The 12,638-nt window shown below is 49.7% G+C and carries 9 protein-coding genes and 1 pseudogene; 9 read left to right on the top strand and 1 reads right to left on the bottom strand.

Annotated elements, in window-relative coordinates; translation table 11 throughout:
- From IV54_RS12155 to asp1, 6 genes and pseudogenes are all read left to right on the top strand, one after another.
- Positions 1–2,184, top strand: a pseudogene (locus IV54_RS12155) (serine-rich repeat glycoprotein adhesin); the annotation flags it as partial.
- Between the two features lie 209 nt (positions 2,185–2,393).
- A complete protein-coding gene (locus IV54_RS11370) occupies positions 2,394–4,034 on the top strand; it encodes a hypothetical protein (protein WP_057879428.1) in 1,641 nt (546 codons plus the stop codon).
- A 15-nt stretch (positions 4,035–4,049) separates the two neighbouring features.
- Positions 4,050–4,253 (top strand): hypothetical protein, encoded by a 204-nt coding sequence (locus IV54_RS11365; protein ID WP_057879427.1) that lies wholly within the window; start codon positions 4,050–4,052, stop codon positions 4,251–4,253.
- A gap of 36 nt (positions 4,254–4,289) precedes the next feature.
- Positions 4,290–5,804, top strand: a complete 1,515-nt coding sequence (locus tag IV54_RS11360; RefSeq protein WP_057879426.1) for a glycosyltransferase — start codon at positions 4,290–4,292, stop codon at positions 5,802–5,804.
- 15 nt (positions 5,805–5,819) lie between these two features.
- A complete protein-coding gene (locus IV54_RS11355; RefSeq protein WP_057879425.1) occupies positions 5,820–7,370 on the top strand; it encodes a glycosyltransferase family 4 protein in 1,551 nt (516 codons plus the stop codon).
- A gap of 2 nt (positions 7,371–7,372) precedes the next feature.
- Positions 7,373–8,872 (top strand): accessory Sec system glycosyltransferase Asp1, encoded by a 1,500-nt coding sequence (asp1, locus tag IV54_RS11350; RefSeq protein WP_057879424.1) that lies wholly within the window; start codon positions 7,373–7,375, stop codon positions 8,870–8,872.
- Positions 8,873–9,023: 151 nt separating this feature from the next.
- Here asp1 and IV54_RS11345 read toward each other — a convergent pair whose 3' ends face one another.
- Positions 9,024–9,656, bottom strand: a complete 633-nt coding sequence (locus IV54_RS11345; RefSeq protein ID WP_237756729.1) for a copper homeostasis protein CutC — start codon at positions 9,654–9,656, stop codon at positions 9,024–9,026.
- Between the two features lie 79 nt (positions 9,657–9,735).
- Between IV54_RS11345 and IV54_RS11340 the strand changes: the two genes are divergently transcribed.
- The 3 genes from IV54_RS11340 to IV54_RS11330 all read left to right on the top strand — a co-directional run bounded on the left by IV54_RS11340 (position 9,736) and on the right by IV54_RS11330 (position 12,634).
- Positions 9,736–10,917 carry an AI-2E family transporter gene (locus IV54_RS11340; RefSeq protein WP_057879422.1) on the top strand — a complete coding sequence of 394 codons (1,182 nt, stop codon included), beginning with the start codon at positions 9,736–9,738 and terminating at the stop codon, positions 10,915–10,917.
- The gene (locus IV54_RS11335; protein WP_057879421.1) at positions 10,904–11,761 is read left to right on the top strand and encodes a methyltransferase domain-containing protein; all 858 of its coding nucleotides are present in this window, start codon (positions 10,904–10,906) and stop codon (positions 11,759–11,761) included. The genes IV54_RS11340 and IV54_RS11335 overlap by 14 nt, the downstream gene beginning before the upstream one ends.
- A gap of 360 nt (positions 11,762–12,121) precedes the next feature.
- Positions 12,122–12,634, top strand: coding sequence for a tRNA (cytidine(34)-2'-O)-methyltransferase (locus tag IV54_RS11330; RefSeq protein WP_057879420.1), 513 nt, complete (start codon positions 12,122–12,124; stop codon positions 12,632–12,634).
- Positions 12,635–12,638 lie beyond the last annotated feature (4 nt).

Raw genomic sequence — 12,638 nt, 5'->3', positions numbered from 1 at the left:
TCCGACAGCGATTCTGATTCCGATAGTGACTCGGACTCTGACAGTGACTCGGACTCAGATAGTGACTCGGACAGCGACAGTGATTCCGACTCAGACAGTGATTCTGATTCCGACAGTGACTCGGACAGCGACAGTGACTCCGATTCCGATAGCGACTCCGACTCCGACAGTGATTCGGACAGCGACAGTGACTCGGACTCCGATAGCGACTCTGATTCCGACAGTGATTCCGACTCAGATAGTGACTCCGACAGTGACTCTGATTCAGACAGTGATTCCGACTCCGACAGTGACTCCGACTCCGACAGTGACTCCGATTCTGACAGTGATTCTGATTCCGATAGTGATTCGGACTCCGACAGTGACTCGGACAGCGACAGTGATTCTGATTCCGATAGTGATTCCGACTCTGACAGTGATTCGGACTCAGACAGTGATTCTGATTCCGATAGTGATTCTGACTCCGACAGTGACTCCGACAGCGACAGTGATTCAGACTCGGATTCCGACAGTGACTCCGACTCCGACAGCGACTCGGATTCCGACAGTGACTCCGACTCAGATAGTGACTCTGACTCTGATAGTGATTCCGACTCTGATAGTGATTCCGACTCCGACAGTGACTCGGATTCTGATAGTGACTCGGACTCCGACAGTGATTCGGACAGCGATTCTGATTCTGACAGTGATTCAGACTCTGACAGCGATTCCGACTCAGATAGTGACTCTGATTCCGACAGCGACTCAGACTCCGACAGTGACTCGGACAGCGACAGTGACTCGGACAGCGACAGTGACTCAGACTCCGACAGTGATTCAGACTCTGACAGCGATTCCGACTCCGACAGTGACTCGGACAGCGACAGTGACTCAGACTCCGACAGTGATTCGGACTCCGACAGTGATTCAGACTCAGATAGCGACTCAGACTCCGATAGTGACTCAGACTCTGATAGCGATAGTGACTCTGATAGCGATAGTGACTCCGACAGTGATTCTGATTCCGACAGTGACTCCGATTCTGATAGCGACTCAGACTCCGATAGTGACTCGGATTCCGACAGTGACTCAGACTCTGATAGCGATAGTGACTCTGACAGCGATTCCGACTCAGACAGTGACTCTGATTCCGATAGTGATTCCGACTCCGACAGTGATTCAGATTCCGATAGTGATTCAGACTCAGACAGTGACTCGGACAGCGACAGTGATTCTGACTCCGACAGCGATTCGGACTCTGACAGCGATTCCGACTCAGACAGTGACTCTGACAGCGACAGTGACTCCGATTCCGATAGTGATTCGGACTCCGACAGCGATTCTGATTCCGATAGTGACTCAGATTCTGACAGTGATTCGGACTCTGACAGTGATTCGGACTCTGACAGCGATTCCGACTCAGATAGTGACTCAGATTCCGACAGTGACTCGGACTCCGACAGTGACTCGGATAGCGACAGCGATTCTGATTCCGATAGTGACTCAGATTCTGACAGTGATTCGGACTCTGACAGCGATTCCGACTCAGATAGTGACTCAGATTCTGACAGTGACTCTGACTCAGATAGTGACTCCGATTCAGATTCCGATTCTGATGGCAATACGGATAGCGACAGCGATTCCGATGGTAATACCGACTCAGATAGTGATTCTGATGGGAATGCTGGAGACGGCGGAAATAATGGAAATGGCGGAAACGGTGGCTCCGGTTCAGGTTCTGGATCTGGTTCTGGATCTGGCGCAGGTTCCGGCAATGGTAACGGCGGTGGCACAAACGGTGGTTCAAACAACGGTACTGGTTCTGGTACCAATGTTTCGGGCACTGCAGGTGGCATGGCAACTACCTTAGGTTACTCAGGTGATGCGGCTCAAGGCCAAGCAGCACCAGTCGACTTAACGGCAGCTGGGACGACCGGCACTTCAGATGATGCGAGTCAGGATGATTCTGACAAGCAAAGCAAGTCAGGGGATTCCAAGAATAGTAATGGCAGTGATAGTAATAGTAATGTCAAGAATTCTGGAAATTCTGCTGATGCAACTACGACGGCTGATAACAATGAAGACAATCACACCACGCTCTGGGGAGCAATCATTGCAGCGATTGCTGCCGCAACGGGTGGTTCATGGTGGTTCTTCGGTCGCAAGCACGGTCAAGGAAACAGTGATGATGATCACACGGTTTAGTAACACAATGTACAAAGTGTAACGGTGACGTTACATGACCGGATCCTCACAGGTCAAACTGTGAGGATTCTTATATAAGTCGAGGCTATTAATCGACAATACGCGAAAGAAATAGTATCATTAGTTTATAGTGAATGAGATTTAGATGAACTAATTTTCTATTTGGCTTTCTCGTAAAATACTAAGAATTTATGGGGGCGTGAAATTAGATGAAAAAGGCGTTAATTAAGCGTTTGAAAGGGGAACTAATTAACCAGGGTAATCTTCAAAACCGGGTGACAGGACAGTCAACATTGATAGTTTCTATTTCCGATAGAAGACATCGTGCGGCCGTGACAGTGGTCCGTGAAGAGTCGTTTAAGAAGGCCTGGGTTCAGGTCGAACATCAGCTCACTAAGGCAGTTTCATCATCCTGGATTCGGGTAGAAACCGTTCACTCTATCCAACAAACCAGTCGAGAAAAATTTACGACGAATGTGGCTAAGATTACCCGTGGCAATTTCTGGCGACGAGGGGTCAGTTTTGATAAGGATTTCGAAACGGCACTACTAGAAATGGAAATTAACGGTCATGAGTTCTTTGAACCTGCTCAAGACTATAAGGTTGGGAAAACAACAGCCAAGGCCACTGTAAATTATTCGGCAATTGCGGAATATCTCATGAAACGTAATGGCAAGGTCGACGGCGATATTCAGGCTGGCAACAGTGTCTGGACCTTCACAACCAGTGGCGTGTTCACCGATGGTAATCGGGTCTGGCCGTTAGAAGACAACCACCCGCAATTACTTGGTGTTCGCCAATTAGTGGAACCCAAGCAAGAACTAGCAGATTATTTAGGATTAGGTGAAACCTACCTAAGGAATCAAATCAAAGACGATGGTCAGTTCGTTTATGGGTACTTTCCCAGCCTCAAACGGATTTTAAACAACTACAACAGTGTCCGGCACTTTTCTTCAATTTATGCCCTATTGGAAGCGATTACGTTTACCAAGCGGTCCAAGGACCTCAAGCAAGCCAAGCATGCGCTCAAATGGGGGCTGGAACATCTGACAATGGTGAAAAACGATGCGTTATTCGTCGTGGAACAGCCTAAAGAGGGCGAGGCAGAGTTGAAGCTTGGGGCGCAGGCGATGTTAATTCTGGCACTGTGCAAGTACCAAGAAGTCACTCATGAAGACCGATTCGAAGAACAGGCGATGCAGGCTTTCAGAGGAATCGAAGCCTTTCGCCAGCCAGATGGCCGATTCAATCATGTGTTACGATCAGACTTGAGTGTTAAGGATGCCTTTCGAATCATTTATTATGAAGGTGAAATTGTTTTCGCCATGTCACGGCTGTATGCCCTGACACACGATGAGCGCGTGAAGACATTGATTCAGGAAACTTTGGACTTCATGGTGGCTCACGACTATGGTAAGAACCATGACCACTGGATTGCCTATGCTGTCAACGATGCCTTAGCAATCTTCGGCAATAACCGTGATTATATGGTGATGGGGCTGAAGAATGCCTTTGAAGATTTGGACAACATCAAACACAAATTGATGCCTTATCCGACGCGTTTAGAATTACTGACGGCAGCGGTCAAGATGACAGATACCAATCAAGCAACGGGCAACGGCGATCTGTTGGCGCCCTATGACGTGGCCACGCTACGCTCCGTTTGGCAGTACCGAGCTGAGTATGAGCTGTTGGCGGGAAGTTTCTTCCCTGAGGTGGCGATGTACTTCTACCATCCAGCCAAATTGGTTGGTGGTTTCTATGCCCGCAATGACCACTTCCGAACACGGATCGATGATTGTGAACATTTCTTATCAGGATTGATTAGTTACTATGACTATAAGTATTAGAAAGGGGCCACTTGCATGCTCGCGTTAACCAGTATTTTTGCCTATAAGAAGATTCAGTTCTTTCTACGGTTATCCATCTATATTGTTTTAGGAATCGTGGTGTTGGTTTTCCGCTCTGCCAATAAGCGGAAGACTCGCAAACGGATGGATGAACGGACGGAATACATGATGAAACACACAGAAAAAAATGATGAAGGTAAGTATCCCTGGGAAGAGTAACGGGAATAATTAGTCGAAAAGAATGAGGTGGCAGTCGTGTATTATTTTATTAATGAATACATTTTGCAAAAGAATTCAAGTGTGGAACATACCGCAATGAACCGCGTGAAACTATTTAATCATTACCAGGAACCCGCCAAGATTGTGACAAAGATTTACGATCGGTTGTTGCATCGAACCTTGACCACCTTTGGGCTCGCAGATGATGAAGTGGTGAATATGTTTGACTTCTTCCAGCAGGCAACGAACGTGCCAACAACAGTTATGCGAACTGATGATTTACGCCTGCCAGTAGAAACCGAAGTGGTTGTGGGGGCCAACTTCAGTCAAGTACTCAATGGTGATGACAATCTCGGACGAGTGGGATTCATCCCGGGAACCATTGGTCGGGTGTTCTATCATGAACACGCGGACAATCAGGGCAATTTGATCGAAACGGATCTGTGGGACTGGCGGGGCTTCCGTTCAGCGACCCAGTACTTCGGTCAGAATGGCAAGTTGGTCTTAGAACGGTACTACACACCCACCGGTCAGACCGCACTGGAAATTTATAGTGTGCCCGATACGAACGGCAATCCGTTAGTGTCGCGGGTAATTCTGAAGGATTATCAAGGTCAAGGTGACCGTTTCTTCCAGAATCAGGATGACTTATTTGAATTTTTCCTGGCAGAACTCAGCAAACAAGATGCCGGGACGACGACCTTTATCAGCGATCGTCCTGGTACCGGGGTACGACCACTGCTCAACTTAGACGATGGGTCACGGAAATATATTTATCTGCCAATCAATCACGCCGTTACACCAGATGATCCGCTTCATGGTGACCTGGATGGCTTCTTGAAGCCGGCCTTTGAGCACTTCCGGCACTTTGATGGCTTCATTACGGGAACCGAACAGCAGGCAGAGCATCTGCGAACACGTTTCCCAGAAGCTAATGTCTTTGAGATGCCGGCAGTTACGATGGCGCCACTCGCCAAAGACGGGAGTGATGAAGTTGCGCCGACTGAACGGCGGGCGAACAGCTTGCTATACGTTGGCCGGATTGCCCAGGATAAGCAGATTGACCAGCTCTTACGGATGTTTGCTTTAGTTCACGATCGGGTTCCTGGCGCGACATTTGACCTCTATGGGTACGGTGACCATGACTATCAGAAGAAGATGGTTAGCCTGGTCAGTGAACTTCATCTCGAACACAATGTGACCTTCAAAGACTACGATCCAGAGCTGACTCAGAAGTACGATACTTATCAAGTCCTCGTCAACATGTCGATTGCAGACGGTGGGCCAATGGGGATGCTGGAGGCAATGAGCCATGGGATTCCAGTCGTCAGCTACCCATTCAATTACGGTCCAAAGGATCTGATTGTGGATGGCGACAACGGTTATCTGGTTGACCGCGGAAATTCACTGGCAATGGCCGAACACGTTACTGAACTCTTCAGTAACCCGAAGACACTTCAGACCATGAGTCACGCCGCTTATCAGACAGCCAATGCGACCTGGACGCAACGTCGGGTCTGGAACCGTTGGCAACGTTGCTTACAGGCATAGAAGGGAGAACGCCTCATGTATTATTTCTTAAATGACAACATGCAGTACTCAAAATCAGGGATTGAACACGCGGAAATTAACCGGCTCCATCTCTTCCGTAAGAATGGTATCCCAGCCAAGATTGTGACGCGGATCTTCTCAATGGATCTGACTAATATTTTGGAACAGGCTGGTATTCCTCGCGAGAATTTCGTGAACTTATTTGAATTTTTCTGTGGGAGCCAAGACGTGGCCACTAAGCCACTGACCCTCAATGACTTTTCATTACCACGCAACACCACCAGTACCAAGAAAGACAATCAACTTCAGGTGTTCTCGCAAGGGAAGATGCTCATGATTATTTACCTGCGAAAAGACACTGAAGATGAGATTAGCAACATCCAATACTTTGATGTGAATGGGCGGACGCTCAAGATGGTTTGGTGGGACACCCGCGGCTTCAAATGTTTGGAACAGCTCTTCGATTGGGACGGTAAGATCGTCCAGGAACAGTACTTCGGACCAGATGGCTTGGTGCACATCGAGAAGTGTCATCTGATTGACCATGCTGGCAAGGAACACCTTTCCTGGCGCGTCTTGAATTATGGGGACGGCAGTAGCCGAACCTTTAATGGGATGAACAGCCTGACACGTTTCTTCTATGATGAATTGAATGCCAATGGAGAAACCAACGTCTACATCTGTGACCGGACCGTGGAATGTGACTGGGCGCTCTTCAACATGCAGACGCCAGCCTTCAAGGTTTTACACCTGCACAATGACCACGTGGCCGATCCAAGCGATATGATTCACTCACCACTTAACAACAACTATCAAAATGCCTTAATGAACTGGCACAAGTGGGATGCCGTGATCTCCGCCACCCCGGAACAATCTCAAGACGTGGCCGACCGCTTCGGCACCGATATTCCAGCGTTTACGATTCCAGTTGGTTATGTCACGGATGAACAGATGGCCGCGCCACAAGAACCGTTTAGCAAGCGACAGAAACACCTTGTGGTTCACGTTGCTCGGTTGGCGCCTGAAAAACAACAGAATCATTCGATTCAAGCCTTTGCCCAGGTCCATGAAAAGTTTCCCGATGCGCGGCTTGAACTTTGGGGTTACGCGAACGGGGATGTCGAGAAGGCCTTCAAGCAACAGGTGGCCGACAGTGGCTTAAGTGATGTCGTTTCGTTTAAGGGCTATACGCATGACATCGCGGCGGTCTATGACCGTGCCCAGCTGGGGCTATTACCAAGTCGTGCCGAAGGCTTTTCTCTGATGTTACTGGAAGCTCAGTCGCATGGGGTGCCAATGATTGCCAACGACGTGAAGTATGGGCCTAGCGATATCATTGCCAATGGCGAGAGTGGTCTATTGACGACCGATGGCGATGTCCAAGGACTAGCTGACGATATGATTGCCTTACTGGGTGATCAGGATCGGTTGGCGGCCTTCAGTGCCGCGGCTTATCAGAATGCACAACGTTACTCAGAGGATGCCGTCTTTGCCAAATGGCAAATTCTGCTGGACTACTTTGATCACCAGACGCAGGCCCAACGCGCCGTGGCTGAGGAGGCCTAACTATGAACTACTTTGTTGCGGTGTATTTTAACGCAAAACTAACAGGGATTGAGCAAGGTCAAGTTAACCGGCTGAAACTCTTTAAGGCGGCTAATCTTCCGGCAAAGTGTGTTTATACGCGGTACAATCCTGGTATTCACGCCAATGCCGAACGTTTTGGCATTGGTCCCGACTGCTTTAGTCTCTACGACTACTTTCAGGACACGGTGAGTGTGCCAGTCAAGGCGATTGATTGGTGCAAATACTGGGAAGAAACGTGCCATTACCGGATTCAAAAGGTGGCTTCAGCACCCGACGTACGGGTCTTTACCACCGAGGGTCGTTTCCTGATGTATGCGCACTTTAGAGATGAATCATTGAAACAGTTGGTTTATCTGAACTATTTCGATGCGAAACGGATGAAGGTTAAGCGGGAACATTACGATAACCGAGGCTTCTTGAGCCGGATAAGTTACCTGCATGACAATCAAAAAGTTCAAAATGAGGTGTACCTGGATACCGGTGGGCACGTCAAAATGGAAAAGTACTACACCAACGACCCGGGTGAACCGAAGCTCCATCAGATCATTCTGAACGATTATCGTGGCCAGCAATGGTTCTTTGATACGGAACGTGAGCTTCAGACGTTCTTCTTCAACGAACTCTATCAGGCCGGGGATGTGTATTTCAGTGACAAGAACGGGCCACTAGCCCCAGCCTTTGGGGATACGCGGCCAGATGTGACCGTGTGCGCGGTCTTCCACAGTACCCATGCGCGGGACCAAGCCAACGTGATTAAGGGCCCACTGAAGGGGACCTACCGATATGTCTTGGAGCATCCGCAACTATTTGATCGAATCGTAGTCTCAACTGAATTGCAGCGGACCGATCTGCGGGAACGATTCCCCGAGTTACCACCAATTGTGGTGATTCCAGTCGGATATACCACGAAGCAACGGGTTAATTTGCGGAAGAAACAACCTCACCGAATCATTGGGGTTGCGCGGCTCTCACCGGAAAAACAAGTGATGGAACAGGTCCAAGTCGTGGGTCGACTCGTCGATGAATTTCCAGACGTTGAGTTACACCTCTTTGGCTTCGGAAGCAGAATCGAGGAGCAGCGTCTCCGCGACTACGTGACGGAACATCATTTGGAAAAACATGTTTTCTTCAGAGGCTATCTGCCTGATCTGACGGCTGAGTACGAACAGGCGTCACTAGAAATGGTCACGAGTGTCGAGGAAGGGTTCTCGCTGACGACTCTCGAAGCACTAAGCTTTGGGGTACCAGTCATCAGTTATGATATTCGGTATGGACCAAATGAAATGGTGATCGACGGTGAGAATGGAAATCTCGTCGAACGGAACAACCAAGACCTTCTATACTGGAAGATTCGCGATTACTTAAAAGATCCGAAACTCCAGCGTCGTTATATGAAAAACAGTCTCAAACGGGCCAATGATTACTCGGCCACGGCAACTCGTCAGAAGTGGCAGGCGTTGCTGGCTGACTTGGCCGATTAAGACTGTGGGCAGTGAACAGTTGGGTTGATTGGGGGTTAACGACGGTCGTTGAAAATGCGGTTTCGACGGCTCGGGTTAACGGCCAAGGGGTTCACTAGAAAAGGCTCCTCACGTCATTTACAGACGTGAGGAGCCTTTCGTTTGGAAAACTTTAGTTGAGGACGTCGGTGCCAAAGAAGAAGTTTGTGCCAAGTTCCTTAGCAACGGGTTCAATTTCTTGGGCTGTGAGTCCGCTGGCAATCAGGGTCAAGTTAACGGAGTCTAAGAGCCGCTTGGTGGCGGTCCAGTCGGCCAACCGGTCGTCACTGGCAGCACCGGTACTCAGAACATAGTCAACCCCCTGGCTACTAAGCCAATCAACGGCAGTTCCCCGGTCTTGCGGCCGGATGTCATCGAAGGCTGTGCTGAAGGTAATGGTCATGCCACCGGCCGCGGCGATGAGGAGGCTGAGGGCCTCGACATCCAACGTGTGTTGGGTGGTCAGCGCGCCAAAGATGGCACCGTCGACGCCGAGTTGTTGCGCCTCGAGCAGGTCGGCCTCCATCATTTTGATTTCGACATCGTTATAGGGGCTGTGACCGCCTCTAGGGGCGATTAAAACGTCGAGGGTGACTTGGTGTTCGTGGGCGTAGCGGACGGCCTCACCCATGACGCCCTTGCTGATAGTCGTGCCGCCGACGGCAAGGTTGTCGGCGAGGGCGATGCGTTTCGCACCCGCCTCAACAGCATTGGGTAGGTCAGCATAGTTTTCTAATAATGGTTCAATAATTCGCAAATGTCTCATTCCTTTCTCTCTTCAAGAGTCGTCACTGGTCTTCGTGGTATGGTACAATATACCCACTTTAATAACGGAAGTGAAGCCTTTGAAGACAGAGTCTCATAAAAATCGGTCGTGGTTCTGGAACTGGGTGGTTAATAACCGCTTGGTCTCTGGATTAACAATCACGCTCCTCATTTTACTCATTTTGTTAGTCCTAAGTAAAGTCCCATGGCTCGCAACGCCCATCGTTTTAGTCTGGCAGATCGTGGGACTGCCCGTCATCATTGCGGGTGTCTGTTTCTATCTGTTGAATCCAGTGGTGGATCGGTTGGAGAAACGGGGGATTGGTCGAACGTGGACGATCACGGGGTTATTTGTGATTGTGGCCGCGCTTCTAGTCTGGGGTATTGGTAGCTTGATTCCCATGGTGCAGAAGCAATTGACGACTCTGATTACGGAATGGCCACACTATTGGCGTCAAGTGTCGGGGACCGTGTCACTGTGGCTTCAAGATGACCGGCTGAGTGGACTAAAGTCACAACTGGATCAGGTCAATCAACAGCTATCGGATAGCTCTTCCACGGCGGTCTCTAGCCTAGCAAAGACGACCTTTTCATCAGTTGGGAGTATTGTGAGTCGGGTGGCCTCGGTGGTTGTCGCCATTGTGACCGCACCATTTATTCTTTTCTATCTCCTGCGAGATGGCCATCAGTTACCAGATCACTTGGTCAAGATTCTTCCGATCAAATACCGGAAGACGACCAAACATTTGTTGGTGGAAATGAATCGTCAGGTTAGCAACTATGTTCGGGGGCAGTTAATCGTAGCGTTCTTTGTGGCCGTGCTCTTCTATGTGGGCTTCCTAATTGTCGGGTTGAAGTTTGCGTTATTACTCGGCATGATGGCGGGGGTCTTGAACCTAGTTCCGTATCTCGGATCGTTTCTAGCCATGATTCCCGCGGTCGTGGTGGCGGCATTCATGTCACCTTGGATGTTGGTCAAGGTGCTGATTGTCTTTGTGGTGGAACAAACCGTCGAAGGGCGTTTCATCTCACCACTGGTCCTGGGGAGCTCTTTGAAGATTCACCCCTTAACCATTATCTTTATCTTGTTACTCGCCGGGAAAGCCTTCGGGATCCTCGGGGTGGTTCTGGGAATCCCGGGCTATGCCGTGATCCGCGTCGTGGCTACGGAAGGGTTCCACTGGTATCAAAATTTTGCAGGCGGATACGTTGAAGTCCCGCCAGTCACGGAAAAGGAAGCAAATTCAGATGAAGAAAATTGATGAGGCGGCGGCCTTTCTAACCGCGAATACGGGTCTCTTTCGGTGTCCGGTCTGCCTGACACCATATGATGCGGTGGATGGTCACAGTCTCGTATGTCCGAATGGACATCGCGTGGATCTTTCTAAAAAAGGAACACTGTACTTCATGCAGCGTTCGGTCGCTAGCGAATATGACAATGACATGTTAGCTGCTCGCCGGCGTTTGCTACAGGCTGGACTCTTTGCAGGGATTACCCAGGAGTTCGCGGTTAACATGCCGGCTGATCCACAGACTATTCTCGACGTTGGCTGTGGGGAAGGCACGCCATTAGCCGATGTGTTGGCCCAGCGTGGTCAACGCGACACGGCCATTGGGTTTGACCTCTCGAAGGCTGGAATTAATCTGGGAACACAATTGGCCAGCTCGGCCTTCTTCTGTGTCGCTGATCTCGCCAAGATGCCCTTTAGTGATGGGGCCTTTACCACGATTCTCGATCTATTTTCACCCTCGGCCTATCAGGAATTCAATCGGGTACTGGCACCGGGTGGACAATTGCTCAAGGTGATCCCCAATTCAGATTACCTGATTGAGTTGCGTCACAGCATCTTCCCAGCAGGGAGTGCGCACGCCACCTACGACAATGGGAAAGTCTTGCGCCTCTTCGAGCAACATTATCCTAATGCGACGACGAAACGGATTCGTTACCAGTTCCCGGTATCCACAGCATTGTTTAGTGATTTAACCGTGATGACCCCGATGCACTGGGGTGCGACGCCAGAACGCTTGGCTGCCATCCAAGCCAATCCGTTCGATAGGATTACCGTTGATGTCACCTTGCTGATCGCACAGAAAACCGCTGAATAACGGGCGTTGCGTCCGGAGCAGGGCACTTGCACGGCTCACAAAGCGGTGTTATATTGAATATGAGAAATCGTTTGGCAGTCGACATCAGTGGCTCACTGTTGGTGGCTGACAAGGTGCACTTCATTAAAGCAGCCCCTCGCCGTTTCAACACCGAGGAACTGCTTTTTTCTATGACAGGGGATGTGAGGTCCGTGAAATTCACAGAATTTTCTGGTTGGACACGGGGAAATCGCCCCTAAAATAGTCGGGATCGTCCCTTGTCAAAGCGCGTCAGACGTGACTATAATAATGAGACGGTGCGAGGGAAGTTGCCTCGCAAATCGGAAGACAGACTTAACCAGCAGAACGGAGAAGAGAGTTATGACGAATCATATTGCCTTATTCGAACCATTGTTTCCAGCTAATACAGGAAACATCGCCCGGACCTGTGCGGGAACCGATACCATTTTAGATTTAATCAAGCCTTTAGGCTTTTCCGTGGACGACGCCCACTTGAAGCGTGCCGGCCTCGACTACTGGGATAAGGTGGATGTTCGTTATCATGAGAACTTGCCGGCCTTTATGGATTCGATTCCGGATCTGTCCCAACTTTACTTAGTGTCAAAATTTGCGGATCAGGATTATACGGACCCGGACTACCAGCTGAACGACAACGATCACTACTTCCTTTTTGGGAAGGAAACGACGGGGTTACCCGAACCCTTCATGCGGAAAAACATGGAGAAATGTATTCGAATTCCCCAAGATGACAGCCATATTCGCGCACTGAACTTATCGAACTCGGCCGCCATCGTCATCTATGAAGTCTTGCGTCAGCAGAGCTTCCCCGGATTGGAACGGGTTCACCAATATCCGCACGATAAGCTGAAATAATTGG

Origin of the sequence: Levilactobacillus paucivorans (assembly GCF_001437125.1) — a bacterium.
In the GTDB taxonomy this organism is placed as follows: domain Bacteria; phylum Bacillota; class Bacilli; order Lactobacillales; family Lactobacillaceae; genus Levilactobacillus; species Levilactobacillus paucivorans.
The sequence above is the reverse complement of the archived record's forward strand: the minus strand, read 5'-3'. Positions and strand labels throughout refer to the sequence as shown.

What these genes read in the sequence shown, in the direction of transcription:
- IV54_RS11370 (WP_057879428.1), top strand. Translation starts at nt 2,394, where the DNA reads ATGAAAAAGGCGTTAATTAAGCGTTTGAAAGGGGAACTAATTAACCAG.
- IV54_RS11365 (WP_057879427.1), top strand. Translation starts at nt 4,050, where the DNA reads ATGCTCGCGTTAACCAGTATTTTTGCCTATAAGAAGATTCAGTTCTTT.
- IV54_RS11355 (WP_057879425.1), top strand. Translation starts at nt 5,820, where the DNA reads ATGTATTATTTCTTAAATGACAACATGCAGTACTCAAAATCAGGGATT.
- asp1 (WP_057879424.1), top strand. Translation starts at nt 7,373, where the DNA reads ATGAACTACTTTGTTGCGGTGTATTTTAACGCAAAACTAACAGGGATT.
- IV54_RS11345 (WP_237756729.1), bottom strand. Translation starts at nt 9,656, where the DNA reads ATGAGACATTTGCGAATTATTGAACCATTATTAGAAAACTATGCTGAC.
- IV54_RS11335 (WP_057879421.1), top strand. Translation starts at nt 10,904, where the DNA reads ATGAAGAAAATTGATGAGGCGGCGGCCTTTCTAACCGCGAATACGGGT.
- IV54_RS11330 (WP_057879420.1), top strand. Translation starts at nt 12,122, where the DNA reads ATGACGAATCATATTGCCTTATTCGAACCATTGTTTCCAGCTAATACA.